The organism is Nonomuraea sp. NPDC049419 (assembly GCF_040676995.1).
GTDB lineage: Bacteria > Actinomycetota > Actinomycetes > Streptosporangiales > Streptosporangiaceae > Nonomuraea > Nonomuraea salmonea.
Map to the genome: position 1 here is coordinate 972,641 of NZ_JBFAQB010000002.1, position 19,716 is coordinate 992,356.

Below are 19,716 nucleotides of genomic sequence, written 5' to 3' on the forward strand. Positions count from 1 at the left end.
CATGATCTTTCTAGCCTAGAACACGCACCCCTGAGGCCACGCGGCCGATGTCACGCCACTGCTTGCGCTGTGAGTCCGGCACTGTGACGAACGCAAGTCCCGGCTTGCTCATTCCCCCGTCGAGCACGACGACGGCCGCGCGGGAGGTGCGCTTGCCGTACGTGACGCGGTAGACGAGCATCCAGCCGCGCTTGACCGGCTGGGAGGCCAGCCAGGTGATGCGGGAGCCCTCGGGGTGGTGGTTGAGCGTCCAGCGGGCGGCCAGCAGTGCCGTGTCGCGCGCGGACTTCTGCTCCATGATCGGCAGCGGGCAGGTGACGAAGACGCCGCGCAGCGCGGTGCCGCGCTCCTTGGGCAGCACCTGCTTGGTGGTGAACGGCGCCGCCCCGTACGCCTTCCACGGCCGCGGCAGCCTGGGCACCGCGAGCCCCGAGCGCCGGTCCTTGACGAAGCGGCGGCCCGGGGAGCGCAGGGCCATGCGCTTGACGGAGCGGGTGAGCTTGGGCACGCGCGGGTCGGCGAACAGGGCCTCCATGGCGGTGTAGCCGGGCGCGAGCGAGGTGCCTGGACGCGGCGTGACCCGTTCCTGCGCCGCCACGGGAGTGGGCGCGGCAGTAGGCGGGGCGGTGGGAGTGGGCGGGGAGGAAGGTGCGGAGCCGGACGAGGACGGTGCGGCCGGCGGCGCGGTTACCGGCCCCGCCGCGACCTCGTCCGGCTCAGACGGGAGCACCACGGCCAGCGTCGCGGCCGCGGCCACGACGGCGGCGGCCACGGCCAGCCCCCGGTACACCACCCGCATCCGAATATCCCCGATGCGGGAGCGTTTGGGGGGAGATGTCGGGATCCCGCGACGCGCGGGCGTAACCACTTGGGAACCCTTGATCTCATCTTCCCCATGGAGCACGACGGGAGCGTACGACATATCCCGGCATGGCGTCCGCGAAGCTACCGAAGTGCAATCTTGGAGCCCCTGGAACGGCGTCCCGATCAGGGGTGGGCGACCCGGCCGGCCAACCAGGGCGCGTCCGCCACGAACGTGCACGAGCCAGGCTCGATCTCCGTGAACCCCGCGTCACGCACCACGGGCAGCCCCGCCGCGACCATCGACGAGAAGCCGGAGGACCCGGCCGCCGTGCGCACGGTCACCGCGAGCCCCCGCTCCCGCCAGGCCGCCCGCTCACCGGCGTCGCTGGCCCACCAGGCGAGCTGCGCGGCGTGCCCGGCCTGCGCCATGGCCTTGCCGGCGGACATCTCCAGCGCCGGGTTCTCCCACAGCGTCGGCGGCTCGGCGGGGCCGGGCGCGGCGGTGTCGGTCAGGTCGGTGCCGGAGACCTGGAGCCTGGCCAGGTCGCGCGGCCAGTCGTCGAGGGGCACGGGCGGGTGGACGCGTACTTCGGCGGTGCGGTGCTCGATCGTGCGGCCGGGCAGCGCGACGGCCCGGCGCCACTCGGCGCCCCTGGCCCTGCGCACCACCTTGCGGATCTTCCCGGTGGACTGCCAGGCGTGCAGCTCGGCGGCCCACTCCCCGGGGTCGGCCAGCAGGCTCAGCACGGCCATGGCGGCGGCCTCCAGGGCGTCGGTGCGCTCGGGAGGCGTGGCCCGCTCGATGCGGACGACCAGCGGCAGGACGTACAGCTCGGCGTTCATCGCCCTCTAGCATGCCCGATGGCCAGGGACAGGCCGGCGGCGAGGAGGCAGAGGGCGCCCGCGGCGTACCAGGCGAGGTCGTAGGCGCCCAGGTGGTCGCGGGTCAGTCCGGCGCCGACGGCGGCGATGGCGGCGCCCACCTGGTGCGAGCCGAACACCCAGCCGAACACCACGGCGCCGTCCGCCCCGTAGACGCGCCGGCACAGGGCGACGGTCGGCGGCACGGTCGCCACCCAGTCCAGGCCGTAGAAGACGATGAAGATGAGCATGCTGGGCTCGGTCGTGGCCGCGAACAGGCCGGGCAGCACCATCAGCGACAGGCCGCGCAGCGCGTAGTAGACGCCGAGCAGCACCTTGGGGTCGATCCTGTCGCTGAGCCAGCCGGAGGCGACGGTGCCGACGATGTCGAAGACGCCGATGACGGCGAGCAGGCCCGCGGCGACGGGCTCGGCCATGCCGTGGTCGTGCGCGGCGGGGATGAAGTGGGTGCCGACCAGGCCGTTCGTACTGGCGCCGCAGATCGCGAAGCCGCCGGCGAGGAACCAGAAGGGGCGCGTCCGCGCCGCGGCGGCGAGCACGGAGACCGCGCGCACGGCCGCGTTGGCGGTGGCGGGCGGCGCGGGACGCGGGGCGGCGGGGTCCGCGCCGAGCGCGGTGGTGCCGACGTCCTCGGGACGGTCGCGCAGCAGCCACCACACGAACGGCACCACGACCAGCGCCGCCCCCGCCACGGTCAGCGAGGCGAAGCGCCAGCCAGGGCCCTCGGCGAGCCACGCCAGCACGGGCAGGAAGACGAGCTGCCCGGTCGCGCCCGCGGCGGTGAGTATGCCGGTGACCAGCCCCCGGTGGCGGACGAACCAGCGGTCCACGACCGTCGCGGCGAACACCAGCGCCATCGACCCGGTGCCGAGCCCCACCAGCACGCCCCAGAACAGCAGGAGCTGCCACGTCGCCGTCATGAACACGGTCAGCCCGCTGCCCGCGGCGATGAGCAGCAGGGCGGCGGCGACCACGCGGCGCATGCCGAAGCGGTCCATGAGGGCGGCGGCGAACGGGGCCATCAGCCCGTAGAGCACCAGGTTGATCGAGACGGCCAGCGAGATCGTGCCCGCCGACCAGCCGAACTCCTCCTGCAGCGGTGTGATCAGCACACCGGGCGTGGCGCGGAAGCCCGCGGCCCCGAGGATGGCCACGAACGCGACGGCCGCGACGAACCAGGCCCGGTGCAACCGCCGGCCGCTCGCGGGGGTGGTGCTCACAGTCATGCGCACATCCTGAACGATCCCGGCACATGGCCACGAGTGGCCCGAAAGCCAATATGTGCAAGAATCCGGCCATGCCCCATCGGATCGTCGTCGTCGCGCTCGACCACTTCGCCCCGCTCGACCTCGGCGTGCCCGGCCAGGTCTTCCGCGCGGCCCGCACGCCGTCGGGCGAGCGCCTGTACGAGGTGGTCACCTGCTCGGAAGGGCGCAGGCCGGTACGCTGCGAGGCCGGCTACGCCGTCCTGCCGGACCACGACCTCGACGTGCTCGACACCGCCGACACCGTCGTGGTGCCGGGCATCCACGGGGGCCCGGCGCTGCTCGACGGCACGATCTCCGGCGCGCTCCACAAGGCCCTGCAGGGCCGTCCCCGGGTCATGTCGATCTGCACGGGCGCGTTCGTGATCGCGGCGGCCGGGCTGCTCGACGGCCGTCCCGCCACCACGCACTGGCGCGACGCGCCCCGGTTCGCCCGGCTCTTCCCGCAGGTCGAGCTGGACCCCGATGTCTTGTTCGTGGACGACGGCGACGTGCTGACCTCGGCGGGCGTGGCGGCCGGGCTCGACCTGGCGCTGCACGTGATCAGGCGCGACCACGGCAGCGAGGTGGCCAACACCGCGGCCCGGAGGTGCGTGATGCCGCCGTGGCGGGACGGCGGCCAGGCGCAGTACATCGACCGGCCGCTCCCCGACGGTCCCGGCGGCGGCACGGCGGCCACCCGCGACTACATGCTCGCCCACCTCGACGCCCCGCTCGACCTGGCCGCGCTGGCCGGGCACGCCAGGATGAGCGTGCGCACGTTCACCAGGCGCTTTCGCGAGGAGACGGGGCAGAGCCCGGCCAAGTGGCTGACCGGCCAGCGGGTACGCCACGCCAGGCACCTGCTGGAGACGACCGATCTCGGCGTGGAGGAGGTGGCCAGGCGGGCGGGGTTCGGGACGACGGTGTCGCTGCGCCAGCACCTGCACGCGGCCGTCGGCGTCGCGCCCCTGGCCTACCGCCGCACCTTCCGCCGCACCTGACCGCCCGCTCACCGCACGGCCGCCGGAACGTCCGGCTCGTCGCGCTTGGTCTCCGGCTCAAAGGATCACGGGAAGGGGCGTCACCGATGGCGGAGACGGACCGCGTGCCGGCCGGCGTCGATCGCTGCGCGCTCAGGCCGCCTCGAGCGACTCCCCGAACCAGGTCTCCAGCGCCTCGTCCAGCGTCCCGTCGGGGACGCCCGCCCACGCCACATAGCCGTCGGGCCGCACGAGCACCGAGTCGGGCCCGTCGCTCGGCCGCACGTCCACCCGGCCGTGGCGGGTGCGCGCCGTGCCCGTCGCGTCGAGCAGCACGGGCCGCGCGCGGCGGCCGGGATCGGCGGGCAGGTCGGGCAGGAACCGGCCGAGCAGCGGATGCGGCGGCGCCGGCATCGGGTAGGCCAGGTCGGACCCGGCCATCAGGGCGGCGACGCGGCGGCGCGCGCCGGTGTCGGCCAGCAGCTCGCCGACCACCTCGCGCAGCGCCGTCACCTCGGCGCCCGGCGCGGCCAGCGCGAGCTGGGCCTGGGTCTGCATGGCGACGCGGGCGGCGGCGGGCCGGCGCTCGGCCTCGTACGTGTCGAGCAACCCGCCGGACGCCCACCCCTGGAGGACGGCGGCGAGCTTCCACGCGAGGTTGGCGGCGTCCTGGAGGCCGAGGTTGAGCCCGGGAGCGCCCATGGCGGAGTGGACGTGCGCGGCGTCCCCTGCCACGAACACCCGCCCGGCCCGGTAGCGGTCGGCGACCCGGGTGTTGCGCCCGTTCAGCCGCCGCAGCACGTGCGGGCCGTGGCTGAGCGGCGCGGCCAGCGGCAGCTCGGCGCCGAGCACGCGGGCCAGCGCGGCGCGCAGCTCGGCGACGGTCATGGGCACCTCGTCGCCCGGCGTGGCGTCGTCCCACTCCATGGCGCTGACCAGCAGCGTGCCGGGCCCGGCCGGCAGCATCGCGTAGGCGCCGCGCGCGGTCCTGTGCCAGGTGTAGAGCACGTACGTGCCGAGCCCCGGCACCTCCATCTCGGCCCGCTCGGGCCGGATCTCCGCGCCGGCGACGCTGACATGCCCCGTCCGGCTGACCACCCCGGCCGTGTGCAGGCCGGGGAAGCCGATGCCGGCGAGCTTCCTGACCGTGCTGTGGGCGCCGTCGCAGCCGACGAGGTAGCGGGTGCGCAGCTCGTAGGGCCCGCCGGGGCCGGTGAGGGCCACCGTGACGGCATGGTCGTCCTGGGTGAGGCCGGTCAGCTCGTGGCCGCGCCTGATCTCCGCGCCGAGCTCGACCGCCCGCTGCTCCAGCAACTCCTCCAGCTCGGGCTGCCTGACGCCCATGCCGTGCAGGGGGTTGTCGTCGAGCCCGGACAGGTCGAGCGGCATCGCGCCGAACACGAACGCCGGCAGCGGCGCCTCCTGCGGGGCCAGGCCGCGCAGCCGCAGCAGCCGGACGACCTGGCCGACGATGCCGTTGGCCTTGGGCTCGGCGCTGCGCTCCGGCCGGCGCTCGACGACGACCGGGCGTACCCCGGCCAGGGCGAGCTCGCAGGCCAGCATCAGCCCGTTGGGTCCTGCGCCGGCGATGACGACGTCCATGGGATCTCCTTACGCGGAGGGGTCGGGCAGTCCCGCGGCCAGCTCGCGCAGGCAGGTGCGCAGCAGCGGCACCAGCGGGACCGGTGGGTCGGCGCGCAGCCACTGCGCGACGCCGGCCTGCAGGGCGGCGGTCACGGTGGCGGCGACCAAGGAGGGGTAGAGGTCGCGGGCGGGGTCGGTGCCGGTGCGCTCGGCGATCGCCGCGACGAGCTCACCGTCGGAGGCGAACGCGGCCCGCAGCGTCTCGGCCCGCAGCGCGGGCTCGCCGCCCAGCATCCGGGTGGCGGCCAGGCGCTCGGGGGACGGCGGGCGCTCGCCGCCGTCGCCGGCGTGCTGCGCCCACGGCTGGATCATGACCTCGATGAGGGCGTCCCACAGCGGCTCGCCCTCGGGGCGGGCGCGCAGCGCCTCGGCCGACGCGCGGACACGGTCGGCGTGGCGGGCGGCGATCGCCTCGTACTTGCTGGAGAAGTAGTTGTTGTACGTCCTGGGCGAGACGCCGGCCTCGGCCGCGATGTCCTCCACCCGGACGTCGTCCAGCCCGCGTTCGAGCGCCAGGCGGAGCGCGGCCGCCATCAGCGCCTCGCGCGTGGCCTGCTTCTTGCGCTCTCTGAGTCCGCTCACAGCGCCTCAGCATAAGAAGAAGTTGCGTGACCCGCAAGTTTTCGGGGTACGCAACTTTTTTCCGGCATGAAAGAAGGCCGCTCCCGAACCCCGGGAGCGGCCTTGTCGCGAACTGTGGAGCTATGGGGATTCGAACCCCAGACCTCCTCCATGCCATGGAGGCGCGCTACCAACTGCGCCATAGCCCCGCGTGCCTGTACGAGTGTATCCGACTTTGGGACCCCCTCTGCACGCCTTTTCCGGGGCACGCGCCACGAGGCGCGGGCCCCAGGAAGGGTCAGGCCACCGACCTGGCCTTCTCGATGAGCGTGGCCAGCTCGGACACCATCGGGTCCTCGGTCGCGGGCGCGAGGCGGCCCGCCTGCTCGGCGAGCTCGGGCAGGTCCATGCCGAACGCCTCCTTGTCGCGCAGGTAGACCGCGAACGCCGCCACCAGCACGTCCACCTGCAGCCGCGGCGGCGCGTCCGCCCACAGGCCCTCGGCCAGGTCGCCGGAGCGCAGCGTCCCGCTCGCCTCGGACGCCTCCCTGGTGTCGGGGTCCTGCCAGCGCACGGTGGCCTGGGCGAGCTGGCCGCGGGCGCCGGGCTTGAGCTCGAGCGCGTAGAGGGCGGTGACGGAGTGGCCAGGGCCGATCTCGCCGCCGTCGCGGGCGTCGTCGCGGAAGTCCTCCGCCGCCAGCTCCCGGTTCTCGTAGCCGATCAGGCGGTGCCGCTCGACGACCGACGGGTTGAAGACGACCTGGGCCTTGGCATCGCGGGCGCGCAGCTCGATGGTGGCGGGCAGCTGCGTGGTGAACAGCTTGTCGGCCTCCTCCTGGGTGCTGACGTACACGGCCATGCCGTCGCCGTTGTCGGCGAGCTGCTCCATCAGCTCGTCGCCGTACTCGCGGCCCACGCCGACCGTGAGCAGCGTGACCTGCTTGCCCGCGTAGTCCTTGACCTGGTCGAGCAGCGACTGCCAGCGCGTGTCGCCCTGGTTGGCCAGGCCGTCGGAGAGCACGATGACGCGGTTGGTGGCGGCGGGGCGGAACGCCTTGGCCGCCTCCTGGTAGCCGGCGACCAGGCCGGCCTCCAGGTTGGTGCCGCCGCCGATCTCCAGCTCGTCCACGGCGGCGCGCAGCTCGTCCCTGGCGGTCAGCGGGGTCATCGTGGCCAGCACGTCGGCGCCGTCGCTGAACGACACGATGGAGACCTGGTCGCCGGGGGCGAGCTGGTCGAGCAGCTTGTGCAGGGCCGCCTTCACCAGGTCGAGCCGGCCGGGCTCGGCCATCGAGCCGGACACGTCCACGACGAACGTGAGGTTCGCGGGCCGGCGCGCGGCGGGGTCGGAGGCGCGGGTCTGCAGGCCCACCCGCATCACGGCCTCGTCGCGGCCGGGCAGCCTGGCGCCGTCGACGTGCACGGTGAAGCCGTCGTCGGGCGGTTGCGCGTAGTCCTGCCTGAAGGCGTTGACCCACTCCTCCGGCCGGATCTCGCCGGGCGCCGGCCAGCGGCCCTCCTGGAGGGCGCGGCGGGCGTAGCCGTACGAGGCGGTGTCCACGTCGAGGGCGAACGTGGAGATCTGCGCCGTCGTGGTCTCCTCGTCTTCCTCGCCTGCGCTGGGCGCGGGCGAGGCGGAGCGCTGCGATTCCGGTACGGCGGGCTGCCGGGCCGGGGCGGGCCTGTCCGCGCTCGTGGCGTTGCCGCCGGCACCGCCACAGGCCGCCAGACCGAGGAGCGCGATCAGGCCGATGCTCGCCGCCATAGGACGAAATTTCATCTCCAACACCTCCGAGCCGTACGACGAAATGTCGTTCGTCCCGGCCGGGTCGGTGATGCAAGCGAGCACAAACCGCGATCACCACGTGATGCGCTGTGAAGGGTGAGACGGATGAGGCGGCTCACGCCTTCCAGGCGGGGTCCCGTCCGATCAGCCTCAGGAACCGGTCGAGCGCCGGAGCGTCGTCCGGCATCGGCACCTCCGCCCCGAAGACGCCGCGCTCCCGCCCGATGGGCGCCTGCCGCGCGGAGAACTCCAGCAGCACCTCGGCGGTCGCCTCCGGCACCTCGTAGTCGCGGCCGGCGGCCCTGGCATGGCGTTCAGCCTGCCAGAGCGCGCTCCTCCACGCGGACGCGTACGGCGAGCAGCACCGCGTTCACCGCCGTGAACGCGACGGCGGTCACCCAGGCGCTGTGCACCAAGGGCAGCGCGACGCCCTCCGCGACCACGGCCACGTAGTTGGGGTGGGGAAAGAACCGGTACGGCCCCCGGTCCACGAGCGGCAGCCCGGGCACCACGACGACGCGGGTGTTCCACTGCCGCCCGAGCGTGCGGATGCACCACCAGCGCAGCCCCTGGGCCAGGACGACGACGGCCAGCATGGGCCAGCCGAGCGCGGGCACGAAGGGCCGGTGCGCCAGCCACACCTCGGCGGGCGCGGCGGCCAGCAGCGCCACGTGGGCGAGCACGATGAACGGGTAGTGCCCTCTGCCGTACTCGACGCCGCCCTTCGCGCGGGCCCAGGCGAGGTTGCGCTTGGCCACGACCAGTTCGGCCAGCCGTTCGAGGACGACCAGCCCGATCAGCACGAGGTAGGCGATCACCAGTGCAGCAGCAGCAACTCGGCGGAGAAACCGGGGCCGAGCGCCATCAGCACGGCGGGCGTGCCTGGACGGCCGCGGGTCTCCTGCAGGACGTGGAGCACGGAGACCGACGAGAGGTTGCCGTTCTCGCGCAGGGACCGCCAGGTGACGTCGAGCGCCCTGGGCTGCAGGCCGAGCGTCTGGACGATCTTGTCGATGACCTTGGGGCCGCCGGGGTGGCAGATCCAGGTGGCGACCTGCTCGGGGGTCAGGCCGTAGTCGGCGAGGAACGCCTTGATGTCGGCGGCGAGCACCTGCTCCACGAATTCGGTCAGGTCGGCGTCGAGGACGATGCGGAAGCCGTGGTCGCCGACGTCCCAGCCCATGAGGTGCTCGGTGTCGGGGTAGAGGCGGCTGCGGGTGGCGACCACCTCGGGCCCCGGTCCGCGCCCCGTCGCGACGACGGCTGCGGCGCCGTCGCCGAAGAGCCCGCTCGCGACCAGGTTCGCGATCGAGGTGTCGTCGCGCTGGATGGTCAGCGAGCACAGCTCCACGCAGACCAGCACGGCGACGTGGCCGGGCCAGCCGCGCAGATAGTCGTGCATGCGGGACAGCCCGGACGCGCCCGCCGCGCAGCCGAGCCCGAAGATCGGCACGCGTTTCACGTCGGGACGCAGCCCCATGCGCTGGGCGAGCTTGGCGTCGAGCGAGGGTGTGGACACCCCGGTGGTCGAGCAGAACAGCAGGTGATCGACCTTCTCGGGAGGGATGTCGGCCTTGCGCAGGGCGCCGGCGAGTGCCTGCTCGCCGAGGTCGAGCGCGCGCTCGACGTAGGCGTCGTTGGCGCGCGCGAAGGAGTCGAGCTTGGCGTAGTCGGCGAGGGGCAGGGCGAGGTTGCGGCCCTCGACGCCGGTGGCCGTGTGGAACCGGCGGAGCAGCTCCTCGTCGCAGTCGGTCAGCCGGGAGAACGCCTCGGTGATCTCCGCTTGCCCGTAGCGATGCTCGGGCAAAACGGTCTGTACTCCCGCAATATGCATATATCTCTCCTGCCGCGGAGAGGCCCCGCCTAACATGCCGCCACGTCCTGCCAGGTCGGCATGGCCGTCAGCGGGTGAGCCGCCAGAGCGAGGTCACCTCGGCGGCGCGGGCGGCGTGCAGCGGGTCGCCGGGGTCGCGGGAACGGGAGTGGCGGGGCGTCACGTCGAGCCGGCCGGCCACCCGCAGGCCCGCCCGCTCGAACGCCTCCAGCAGCTCCGCCCTGCTGCGCAGCCCCAGATGCTCGGCCAGGTCCGACAGCACGAGCCAGCCCTCCCCCTCGGGCTCCAGGTGCTCGGCCAGCCCGTCGAGGAACCCGCGCAGCATGCGCCCGCCCGGGTCGTAGACGGCGTGGTCGAGCGGCGAGACCGGCTTGGCGGGCAGCCACGGCGGGTTGCAGACGACCAGCGGCGCCCGCCCCGGCGGGAACAGGTCGGTCCGCACCACCTCGACCCGATCGGCCAGCCCCAGCCTCGCGACGTTCTCGCCGGCGCAGGCGACGGCCCGCTCGTCGAGGTCGGTGGCCACCACCCGGCGCACCCCGCGCCTGGCCAGCACGGCCGCGAGCACGCCCGTGCCGGTGCCGACGTCGAAGGCCAGCCGGTCGGCGGGCAGCGGCGCCCCGGCCACCAGATCCACGTATTCGCCCCTGATCGGGGAGAAGACGCCGTGGTGGGGGTGGATGCGAGCGTCGAGCGCGGGCACGTGCACGCCCTTGACCCGCCACTCGTGGGCGCCGATCAGGCCGAGCAGCTCGCGCAGCGGGCCCACCGCGGGCGGCGCGTGCGGGCCGTGCACCGCGGCGCACGCCTCGCGTACGTCGGGGGCGCGCCGCAGCGGCACCACGTGGTCGGCGTCGTAGGGGATGAGCAGCATGCCGAGCGTACGGGCGCGCTGCGTCTGGGCCTGCCGGTGACGGTGGAAGCCGCTGCCGGGAGCGGCGGGCTTGCAGCGCCGCCCCATGGCCGACAGCAGCTGCCGCGCGTTGTGGAAGTCGCCCTGCCACAGCAGCGCGGTGCCCTCACAGGCCAGCTTGTACGCGGTGCCGGCGTTGGTACGGTCGTCGGCGGCCACCACCCGGGCGGGCGGCGGCGCGCCCAGCACGGATCGCCACGGCGCCGATCTCTGGAGTCCTGCCTCGGTCCACTGGATCATCAGGACTCGACCGTTTCACGTGCCGCCCCCGCACGGCCACTGCTTTACCTCAGAGCGTGTGGTCGAAGGTGTAGGAGTGGGTGCCGTCGGGGGCGATGGAGATGGCGATCTCGCCCCTGAGGCCGCGCAGCCCGCCCGTCGCCGAGTCCGGCACCACCCGGCAGCGCAGCGACTGGGCGCTGGCGTCGCTCACGGCGTCGTGCTGCACCACGAACGAGCCGGGCCGGCCGTGCAGGGCGCCCTCGATGCGTTCCATCGCCACGTACGAGCGCGACTCCTCGACCGGCGTGGCGGTCGCCAGCATGGTGACGACGCTGGTGCCGGTCAGGTCGCCGTGCCAGGTCTTGTCGATGGTCACGAGCCCGATCGAGACGCCGTCGCTTTCGTGGAGGGGCGCCTGCGGCGTCACATTGACGAGGTCGAAAGTGCCTTTCGCTGTCATGTGGCCATCGTGGCGGCCATACCTGTCAGATCATGTCAGGTACCGGCGAGGTGTTCCACGACCGGGGCGAAGGCGTCCATGAACTGGGCGTTCACCGTGACGTACGAGACGCCGAGCGCGTCGCGGCGGCGCAGCAGCGTGTCGGCCATCTGCCGGGGTGTGCCGACGAGGACGCCGGTGCCGCTCGCGCCGAAGCGGCTCACGACCCAATCGGGGGGCCGCTCGCCGGCGTAGGCGAGGTTCATGGCCAGCTCCAGGTCGTGGAAGCGGTCGCCGGACAGTTCGTACAGCTCGTCCAGCTTGGCCGCCACCTGCTCCTCCGTGTGCTGCGCCGGCACGCCGAGCGCGATCGTGCCGGCCTTGCGCGCGGCCAGGCGCAGCAGCCTGGTGCCGGACGCGGCCACCAGGATCGGCACGTTCTCCGGCACGCTCTCCACGGCGTCGATGGTCCGCGTGAGCCGCTCGACGCGCTCGCCCGGCGTGCCGTAGGGCAGGCCGAGGGCCGCCGCGTCCTGCTCGGCGTCCGGCCGCCCGGCGCCGAGTCCCAGCTCGAACCGGCCACCGCTGAGCGCCTGCAGGGTCTCGGTCTCCCACGCGACCGCGCGCGGGGTGCGGTTGGCGACGCTCAGCACGTACGTGCCGACGCGCAGGCTGGTCGTGGCCGCGGCCGCCGCGGCGAGGGCGGGGAACGGCGAGAACGTCCCCAGCGTGTCGGGCGCCAGCAGGGTCGCGTAGCCCAGGCTCTCGGCCCGGCGGGCGAGGCCGGCCCACGCGCCGGCGTCGGGAGCTCGTCCGGCTACCGCGCCGAACCTGAACGGGTGATCGGTCATGCCCCCACGATCGCCCGGAGGCGGGCCCCGGCACATCCTCTCCGGGACCCGCGCCCGGCTACGTCAGGGAGCGCACCTCCCGCCGCCGCGCTACTCCCCCAGCAGTACGCGGGTGAACGCGTTGCCGAACTTGCCGGCGGGGTCGAGCCGGTGCACCAGCGACCGGAACCGCTCAGGGCACTCGGGGAACCGGGTGAACAGCTTGCCCCAGTGCGGCCTGGGGTCGAACGGCGCCAGCGTCTCCTCCACCAGCTCCAGCACGGGCATGACGGTGGCGACGTCTCTGACCCAGGTGAAGTGGATGCCGACGGTGTCGCGGCCGTTAAAGGGGCTCAGCCACAGGTCGTCGGCGGCGATCGTGCGGATCTCGGAGATCTGCAGGGCCGGGCGGATGCGATCGCCGATCGCGAACAGCTCGCGCAGCGCCTTGACCGCGTGCTCCCTGGGCAGCAGCAGCTCCGACTGCAGCTCGTCGCCCGCGCCGCTGGGCGGGGAGTCGGCGCGGAAGTGCGGCAGCCGGTCGTACCACGCGCCGGGGACGCCGAGCTGGCCGGTGCAGGTGTCGGCCGGCATCGTGGGCAGCGGGTGGCGGGGGCCGTCGGCGGGGGTGGTGCCGTACCAGCCGGGGGTGGTCAGCTCGTCCTCGCGCTTGAGCCAGACGCGGGTGTCGCGGAAGTCGGTGAACAGGCTCACGCTGTAGCCGCTCGCCATGATGGCCTCGAAGTCGGCGAGCGCGTCCTGGGTCAGGCCCTCGCGGACGTACTGGCGCAGCTCGAAGGCGGGCACCAGGTCGAGCGTGAGCGAGGTGACGACGCCGAGCGCGCCGAGCGAGACCACGGCGCCAGCGAAGTCGGCGGCGCCGCGCGAAAGCGTCAGCGCGGAGCCGTCGGCGGTGACCAGGTCGATCGAGGAGACGGCGGCGGCCAGGCCCGGCTGGGTGACGCCGGAGCCGTGGGTGCCGGTCGCGACCGAGCCCGCGACGGAGATGTGCGGCAGCGAGGCCATGTTCGCCAGCGCGAACCCGGCCTGGTGCAGCAGCGGCGCGAGCCTGGCGTAGGTGGTGCGGGCGCCGACGCGCACCTTGGCGGCGGCGCTGTCGATCTCCACGAGCTCGGGCATGCGGTCCAGAACGACCAGGTCGCCGGCGGTGTCGGCGACCTGGTTGAAGGAGTGGCCGCTGCCGAGCGCCCGTACGCTGCTGCTGCCCGCGACGAGCCGCCGCAGCTCGTCAAGGGACGTCGGATGATGGACTTCTTTAGCGTGGAATGTGGTGTTTCCCGCCCAATTGGTCAGCGTCACGCGCCTCACCTTCCCACAACCCTTCCCACCAGGTCACGGCGGGTGCCGCGAGTTCCCGCGCGGCCGCTCGCGGCACGGGAACTCGCGGACGATCAGAGGCCCTGAGCCAGCCGGTAGTACGCCTGGTTCCAGCGCAGCTCCTTGGCGAAGCGCTCGGTCGTGGTGCCGGCGTCGATGATCACCAGCTCCACGCCCAGCATCTCGGCCAGGTCCGTCAGCTCCTCGCGGCCCACCGCCTGCGACAGCACGGTGTGGTGCGGGGCGCCGGCGGTCAGCCACGACTCGGTGGAGGTGCGCAGGTCCGGCCGCGGGCGCCACACCGCGCGCGCCACCGGCAGCTTGGGCAGCGGCTGCGGCGGCGCCACCACGTCGATCTCGTTGGCCACCAGCCGGAACCTGTCACCCATGTCGGCCAGGCCCACCACGATGCCGGGGCCCGGCTCGGCGTCGAACACCAGCCGCACCGGGTCCTCGCGGTCGCCGATGCCGAGCGGGTGGATCTCGCACGACGGCGTGCCTGACGCGATCGACGGGCACACCTCCAGCATGTGGGCGCCGAGGATGAGCTCCTCGCCCGGCGTCATGTCGTAGGTGTAGTCCTCCATGAAGGACGTGCCGCCCTGGCCGCCGGTCATCGCCTTCAGCGTCCGCAGCAGCACCGAGGTCTTCCAGTCGCCCTCGCCGCCGAAGCCGTAGCCGTCGGCCATCAGCCGCTGCACGGCCAGGCCGGGGAGCTGGCGCAGGCCGCCGAGGTCCTCGAAGTTCGTGGTGAACGCCCGGAAGCCGCCCGCCTCCAGGAAGCCGCGCAGGCCCAGCTCGATCCTGGCCGCGTAACGCAGCGAGTCGTTGCGGTCGCCGAGCAGCTCGGGAGCGACGCGGTACTGCTCCTCGTACTCCTTGACCAGCGCCGTCACGTCCGCCTCAGAGGCGGCGTCCACGGCCTCGACCAGGTCGTTGACCCCGTAGGTGTTGACCGACACGCCGAAGCGAAGCTGCGCCTCGACCTTGTCGCCCTCGGTCACCGCCACGTCGCGCATGTTGTCGCCGAAGCGGGCCAGCCTGAGCGTGCGCAGCTCCGCCAGGCCCGTCGCCGCCCGGTGCCAGGCGAGGATGCGCTGCCCCACGGCCGGGTCGCTGACGTGCCCCGCCACGGTCTTGCGCGGCACGCCCAGCCGCGTCTGGATGAACCCGAACTCCCGGTCGCCGTGCGCGGCCTGGTTGAGGTTCATGAAGTCCATGTCGATGGTCGCCCACGGCAGCTCGACGTTGGCCTGCGTGTGCAGGTGCAGCAGCGGCTTGCGCAGCGCGTCCAGCCCGGCGATCCACATCTTGGCCGGGGAGAACGTGTGCATCCACGCGATCACGCCGGCGCACTCGTCGTCGGCGTTGGCCTCCAGCATCACGCGCCGGATGGCCGCCGCGTCGGTCAGGACGGGCTTCCACTCCACCGGCAGGGGCAGTTGCTCGGCGATGCGCCGCGACTGCTCGGCCACCTGGCGCAGCGTGTCCTCGCCGTACAGTCCCTGGCTGCCGGTCAGAAACCAGATCTTCAACGCGGGCTCCTCTGTCCGTAGACGTTCTGGTAGCGGTCGTACAGGCGGTCGATGTCGTCCTGCGCGATGGGCAGCGGGTCGCCGAGCTGGCGGGCCACGTGCACCGTACGCGCCACGTCCTCGCACATCACGGCGGCCTTCACCGCGGCCTTGGCGTCCTTGCCGATGCTGAACACCCCGTGGTTCTGCATCAGCACGGCCTTGGAGCGGTGGCCCTTGAGCGTCTCGACGATGCCCTGGCCGATCGAGTCGTCGCCGATGAGCGCGAACGGCCCCACCGGGATCTCGCCGCCGAACTCGTCGGCCATCGCGGTCAGCACGCACGGGATCGCCTCGCCGCGGGCGGCCCACGCCGAGGCGTACGTGGAGTGGGTGTGCACGACGCCGCCCACGTCCGGCATGTTGCGGTAGACGTAGGCGTGCGCGGCGGTGTCGCTGGACGGCGAGTGCTCGCCCTCGACCAGGTTGCCGTCGAGGTCGCAGACGACCATGTTCTCCGGCGTCAGCTCGTCGTAGGAGACCCCCGACGGCTTGATGACGAACAGGTCCTCGCCGGGGACGCGGCCCGACACGTTGCCGGCCGTCCACACCACCAGGTCGTAGCGGACCAGCTCGGCGTGCAGGTCCGCGACGGTCCTGCGGAGGGTGGCCAGATCGGGGGTTGTCATGCGCTTGCCTCGTTCCTGATCGCGCGCAGCGTGTGCAGCATCCGTCCGTCGGCGAAGAAGTCGTGCAGCCTGCGGTATTCGGCGTAGAGCCGGTCGTAGGCGTCGGCGCGGGCCGGGTCGGGCTCGTACGCCCGCTCGGTGCGCTTGCCCATCGCCGCGGCGGCCTCCTCGATGGAGGGGTAGGCGCCGGCGGCGACGGCGGCGTGGATGGCCGAGCCGAGCGCGGGCCCCTGGTCGGAGCCGATGACCGACAGCGGGCGGCGCAGCACGTCAGCGTAGACCTGCATGAGGAAGGAGTTCTTGAGCAGCCCGCCGGCCACCACGAACTCCTCGACCGGCACGCCGGACCGCTCGAACGTCTCGACGATCATCCTGGCGCCGTACGCCGTGGACTCGATGAGCGCCCGGTAGACGTCCTCGGGCCGGGTGGCCAGGGTCTGGCCGACGATCACGCCGGACAGGTTGTGGTCGACCAGCACCGAGCGGTTGCCGCCGAACCAGTCGAGCGCGACCAGCCCGTGCTGCCCGACGGCCTGCTTCTCGGCGAGCGCGGTGAGCTCGTCGTGGCCCTCGGTCCCGAAAGAGTCCACGAACCAGCCGAAGATGTCGCCGACCGCGGACTGCCCGGCCTCGTAGCCCCACAGGCCCGGCACGATGCCGTCCTGCACGACGCCGCACATGCCGGGCACCTCGGCCAGCCGGTCGCTGGGCATGATGTGGCAGGTGGAGGTGCCCATGATGGCGACCATCTGGCCGGGCCGCACGGCGTCGGCGGCGGCCGCGGTGACGTGGGCGTCCACGTTGCCGACGGCCACGGCGACGCCCTCGGGGATGCCGGTCCACTCGGCGGCGCGCGCGGTCAGCCGGCCGGCCAGGCCGCCCAGCGGAGCCAGCGTGACACCGCCCACGTCGTCGCCGACCTGCCCGGTGGCGAGCTTGGCGGTGAAGTCGGCGAAGCCGGGGTTCAGCTCGGCGAGGAACTCCCGCGACGGGTAGCCGCCGTCCTGGAAGACGCCCTTGTAGCCGACGGTGCAGATGTTGCGGCTCTCGACACCGGTCAGCTGCCAGATGATCCAGTCGGCGGCCTCGATCCAGCGCTCGGTCCTGGCGTAGACCTCGGGGGCCTCCTCCAGCAGCTGCAGCGCCTTGGCGAACTCCCACTCGGAGGAGATCTTGCCGCCGTAGCGGGGCAGCCAGCTCTCGCCGCGGCGCGCGGCCAGCTCGTTGATGCGGTCGGCGTGCGGCTGGGCGGCGTGGTGCTTCCACAGCTTGGGCCAGGCGTGCGGCTCGTCCGGCGTCTCGACGCACAGCGGCGTGCCGTCGGCCGTGGTCGGCAGGACGGTGCAGGCGGTGAAGTCGGTGCCGATGCCGACGACGTCGGCGGCCGGCACGCCCGCCGCGGCGATGGCCTGCGGGACCGCGATCTTGATGACGTCGATCCAGTCCTGCGGCGACTGCAGCGCCCAGTCGGGGCCGAGGCGCACGTCGGTGCCGGGCAGGGTCTGCTCGATGACGCGGTGGGCGTACTCGTGGACGGCGCTGCCCAGCTCGGCGCCGTCGCTCACGCGTACGACGACGGCGCGCCCTGAGAGCGTGCCGAAGTCCACTCCGACGACGTACTTGTTAGCGTTCACATTGAACTCCAGGGGTTTCCGGGGGCATGCCCCATCATCTACCGAACAGGGGCGGTGCTGGCCCGCACCACGAAGCTCGGCCGCACGACCAGGCGCTCGAACGCGGTCGGGCCCACGTCGATCTGCCGCAGCAGCACCTCGATGCAGTGCCGGCCCACCACGTCGAAGTCCTGCCTGACCGTGGTGAGCGGCGGCGAGAAGAACTCCGACTCGGGGATGTCGTCGAAGCCGACCACGCTCATCTGGTCGGGCACCCGCACTCCCTTCTCGGACAGGGCGCGCAGCACGCCGAGCGCCATCTGGTCGTTGGCCGCGAAGACGGCGGTGACGCCGTCCATCGCGGCCAGGCTCTTGCCCGCCTCGTAGCCGGCGCGGGGGCTCCAGTCGCCGGCCAGCGGCTCGGGCACCGGCCTGCCCGCCTCCTCCAGCGCCGAGCGCCAGCCCTCGAGGCGGCCCTCGGTCTCCAGCCAGTCGTGCGGGCCGCTGACGTGCCAGACCGTCTCGTGGCCCTGGTCGAGCAGGTGCCGGGTGGCGAGCCTGGCCCCCTCCGCCTGGTCGATGCAGACCACCGACACGTCGGCGCTGTGGGTGCCCTCGACCGCGACGGCCGGCATGCCAGGGGGCAGGCTCTCCAGGGCGCGGCCGGCCGAGCGCTGCGGCGCCACCACCACGACGCCGTCCACGCCCTGCTCGGCCAGGTAGCCGATGGCGTCGCGGACGCTGGCGGTGTCGAGCGACTTCAGGCTGACGATGCTGACGAAGTAGCCGGCCGTCCTTGCCGCCTGCTCGATGCCGTAGATCGTGCTGGCCGGGCCGTACAGGGTGGTGTCGAAGCTGACCACGCCGAGGGTGCGCGAGCGCTTGGTGACCAGGGCACGGGCGACGAGGTTACGGCGGTAGCCGAGCCGGCTGATCGCCTCCTCCACCCGCGCGCGGGTGTCGGGCCTGACGTTGGGGTGGTCGTTGAGCACCCGGGAGACCGTCTGATGCGACACGCCCGCCTCCTTGGCCACGTCGGCCATGACCGGCAGGCGACGCTTCGGTGTCGTCACGGTCTCTCCTTTCGCTCTGGGGGATCTTACTCAGGGGAGCCCGGGTACCGGATCTTGGTGCCGCGGGCTCCCCCGAGCCGTCAGCGGCCGGCGCCCGCCCTGCGCTTGGTCCACACGTCGAACGCGACGGCGGCCAGCAGCACCGCGCCCTTGACGAGCATGACCCGCTCGCTCGGCGAGCCGATCAGCGACATGCCGTTGTTGATGACGGCCATGATGAGGCCACCGGTGATCGCGCCGACCACCTTGCCGACGCCGCCCTGCACGGCCGCGCCGCCGATGAACGCCGCGGCGATCGCGTCCAGCTCGAAGCTGTTGCCCGCGGTCGGGCCCGCCTGGTTGAGCCGGCCGGCGAAGATGATGCCGGCGATGGCCGACAGCACGCCCATGTTCACGAAGATCCAGAACACGACCGACTTGACCTTCACGCCGGACATGATCGCGGCCTGCAGGTTGCCGCCGATGGCGTAGATCTGCCGGCCGAAGACCGTGCGGTTGGCCATCAGCGAGTACGCCAGCACGAGGATCGCCAGCAGCACCAGCACCCACGGCAGGTTCTTGAACCTGGCCAGCTGCACGACCAGGAACAGGATCAGCGCGGTCCCCGCCGCCAGCTTCAGCACGAACAGCGCCATGGGCTCGACCGACTGGCCGTACCCCTTGCGCGCGGCGCGGGCCCGCCACTGGGCGGTGAACATGCCGGCGATCGCGACGACGCCGATGAGCAGGCTGAACAGGTCGGCGCCGCCGAGCGGGCCGAGGCCGATGTTGCCGAGGTAGCCGTCGGTGAAGCCGTTGGCCAGCGTACGGACCTGGTCGGGGAAGGGCCCGATGCCCTGGTTGCCGAGCACGGTCAGCGTCAGCGCGCGGAACAGCAGCATGCCGGCCAGCGTCACGATGAACGCCGGGATGCCGAAGTACGCGATCCAGTAGCCCTGCCAGGCGCCGATCAGCGCGCCCGCCACCAGCGTGGCGAGCAGGGCCAGCGGCCACGGCCAGCCCATGTTGACCATCAGCACCGCGGCCAGCGCTCCCGTGACCGCCACCACCGAGCCGACCGACAGGTCGATGTGCCCGGCGATGATGATCAGGATCATCCCGATCGCGAGGATCAGGACGTAGGAGTTCTGGACGATGATGTTGGAGATGTTCTGCGGCGTGAGCAGCGCGCCGTCGGTGAGCACCGAGAACAGCACGACGATCAGTGCGAAGGCGATGTAGATGCCGCTGGAGCGCAGGTTGAGCGATATGCCGCCGAGCGACACCCGGCCCGGCTGCTTGGGCGCTCCTCCGTCGCCCGCGGCGCCGGCCTCACGCAGGCCGGTGGGCGTGATGCTGCTCATGGGA

19 protein-coding genes and 1 tRNA gene are annotated in these 19,716 nt (G+C 73.0%); 1 reads left to right on the plus strand and 19 read right to left on the minus strand.

Going from position 1 to position 19,716, the window contains the following annotated elements; all coding sequences use genetic code 11:
* Positions 1-10: 10 nt before the first annotated feature.
* The 3 genes from AB0K12_RS09720 to AB0K12_RS09730 all read right to left on the minus strand — a co-directional run bounded on the left by AB0K12_RS09720 (position 11) and on the right by AB0K12_RS09730 (position 2,912).
* Positions 11-799 carry a hypothetical protein gene (locus AB0K12_RS09720; RefSeq protein WP_364557501.1) on the minus strand — a complete coding sequence of 263 codons (789 nt, stop codon included), beginning with the start codon at positions 797-799 and terminating at the stop codon, positions 11-13.
* Between the two features lie 188 nt (positions 800-987).
* Positions 988-1,647 (minus strand): peptidyl-tRNA hydrolase, encoded by a 660-nt coding sequence (locus AB0K12_RS09725; RefSeq protein WP_364557504.1) that lies wholly within the window; start codon positions 1,645-1,647, stop codon positions 988-990.
* A complete protein-coding gene (locus AB0K12_RS09730; protein ID WP_364557507.1) occupies positions 1,644-2,912 on the minus strand; it encodes an MFS transporter in 1,269 nt (422 codons plus the stop codon). The genes AB0K12_RS09725 and AB0K12_RS09730 overlap by 4 nt, the downstream gene beginning before the upstream one ends.
* A 71-nt stretch (positions 2,913-2,983) precedes the next feature.
* Between AB0K12_RS09730 and AB0K12_RS09735 the strand changes: the two genes are divergently transcribed.
* The gene (locus AB0K12_RS09735; RefSeq protein WP_364557510.1) at positions 2,984-3,934 is read left to right on the plus strand and encodes a helix-turn-helix domain-containing protein; all 951 of its coding nucleotides are present in this window, start codon (positions 2,984-2,986) and stop codon (positions 3,932-3,934) included.
* Positions 3,935-4,066: 132 nt separating this feature from the next.
* On the opposite strand, the gene AB0K12_RS09740 is transcribed toward AB0K12_RS09735, so the two are convergent.
* From AB0K12_RS09740 to mmsB, 16 genes are all read right to left on the minus strand, one after another.
* Positions 4,067-5,515 (minus strand): FAD-dependent monooxygenase, encoded by a 1,449-nt coding sequence (locus tag AB0K12_RS09740; protein ID WP_364557513.1) that lies wholly within the window; start codon positions 5,513-5,515, stop codon positions 4,067-4,069.
* 9 nt (positions 5,516-5,524) lie between these two features.
* Complete coding sequence (locus tag AB0K12_RS09745) at positions 5,525-6,139, minus strand: TetR family transcriptional regulator (RefSeq protein WP_364557516.1); 615 nt, start codon at positions 6,137-6,139, stop codon at positions 5,525-5,527.
* A 115-nt stretch (positions 6,140-6,254) separates the two neighbouring features.
* A tRNA-Ala gene (locus AB0K12_RS09750) sits at positions 6,255-6,327 on the minus strand.
* 89 nt (positions 6,328-6,416) lie between these two features.
* Positions 6,417-7,898, minus strand: coding sequence for a von Willebrand factor type A domain-containing protein (locus tag AB0K12_RS09755; protein WP_364557519.1), 1,482 nt, complete (start codon positions 7,896-7,898; stop codon positions 6,417-6,419).
* 121 nt (positions 7,899-8,019) lie between these two features.
* Complete coding sequence (locus AB0K12_RS09760) at positions 8,020-8,184, minus strand: hypothetical protein (protein WP_364557521.1); 165 nt, start codon at positions 8,182-8,184, stop codon at positions 8,020-8,022.
* Positions 8,185-8,218: 34 nt separating this feature from the next.
* A complete protein-coding gene (locus AB0K12_RS09765; protein WP_364557524.1) occupies positions 8,219-8,722 on the minus strand; it encodes an isoprenylcysteine carboxylmethyltransferase family protein in 504 nt (167 codons plus the stop codon).
* A complete protein-coding gene (locus AB0K12_RS09770; protein ID WP_364557526.1) occupies positions 8,719-9,738 on the minus strand; it encodes a 3-oxoacyl-[acyl-carrier-protein] synthase III C-terminal domain-containing protein in 1,020 nt (339 codons plus the stop codon). The genes AB0K12_RS09765 and AB0K12_RS09770 overlap by 4 nt, the downstream gene beginning before the upstream one ends.
* Positions 9,739-9,805: 67 nt before the next feature.
* The gene (locus AB0K12_RS09775; protein ID WP_364557529.1) at positions 9,806-10,891 is read right to left on the minus strand and encodes a class I SAM-dependent methyltransferase; all 1,086 of its coding nucleotides are present in this window, start codon (positions 10,889-10,891) and stop codon (positions 9,806-9,808) included.
* A 49-nt stretch (positions 10,892-10,940) separates the two neighbouring features.
* Positions 10,941-11,333 (minus strand): DUF3224 domain-containing protein, encoded by a 393-nt coding sequence (locus tag AB0K12_RS09780; protein WP_364557532.1) that lies wholly within the window; start codon positions 11,331-11,333, stop codon positions 10,941-10,943.
* Positions 11,334-11,368: 35 nt separating this feature from the next.
* Positions 11,369-12,163 carry an LLM class flavin-dependent oxidoreductase gene (locus AB0K12_RS09785; RefSeq protein ID WP_364557535.1) on the minus strand — a complete coding sequence of 265 codons (795 nt, stop codon included), beginning with the start codon at positions 12,161-12,163 and terminating at the stop codon, positions 11,369-11,371.
* 90 nt (positions 12,164-12,253) lie between these two features.
* Positions 12,254-13,462 (minus strand): FAD-binding protein, encoded by a 1,209-nt coding sequence (locus AB0K12_RS09790; RefSeq protein WP_364557538.1) that lies wholly within the window; start codon positions 13,460-13,462, stop codon positions 12,254-12,256.
* A 92-nt stretch (positions 13,463-13,554) separates the two neighbouring features.
* Positions 13,555-15,015 carry an L-arabinose isomerase gene (gene araA / locus AB0K12_RS09795; RefSeq protein WP_364557541.1) on the minus strand — a complete coding sequence of 487 codons (1,461 nt, stop codon included), beginning with the start codon at positions 15,013-15,015 and terminating at the stop codon, positions 13,555-13,557.
* Positions 15,012-15,683 carry an L-ribulose-5-phosphate 4-epimerase gene (locus AB0K12_RS09800; RefSeq protein ID WP_364557544.1) on the minus strand — a complete coding sequence of 224 codons (672 nt, stop codon included), beginning with the start codon at positions 15,681-15,683 and terminating at the stop codon, positions 15,012-15,014. Before AB0K12_RS09800 ends, araA begins: the two co-directional genes overlap by 4 nt.
* Positions 15,680-17,317: a ribulokinase gene (araB, locus tag AB0K12_RS09805; RefSeq protein WP_364557546.1), complete on the minus strand. Its 1,638-nt coding sequence runs from the start codon at positions 17,315-17,317 to the stop codon at positions 15,680-15,682. The genes AB0K12_RS09800 and araB overlap by 4 nt, the downstream gene beginning before the upstream one ends.
* A gap of 38 nt (positions 17,318-17,355) precedes the next feature.
* Entirely contained in the window at positions 17,356-18,369 is a 1,014-nt protein-coding gene (locus AB0K12_RS09810) for a LacI family DNA-binding transcriptional regulator (protein WP_355412953.1), read from the minus strand.
* An 80-nt stretch (positions 18,370-18,449) separates the two neighbouring features.
* The gene (mmsB, locus tag AB0K12_RS09815; RefSeq protein WP_364557550.1) at positions 18,450-19,712 is read right to left on the minus strand and encodes a multiple monosaccharide ABC transporter permease; all 1,263 of its coding nucleotides are present in this window, start codon (positions 19,710-19,712) and stop codon (positions 18,450-18,452) included.
* Positions 19,713-19,716: the final 4 nt, after the last annotated feature.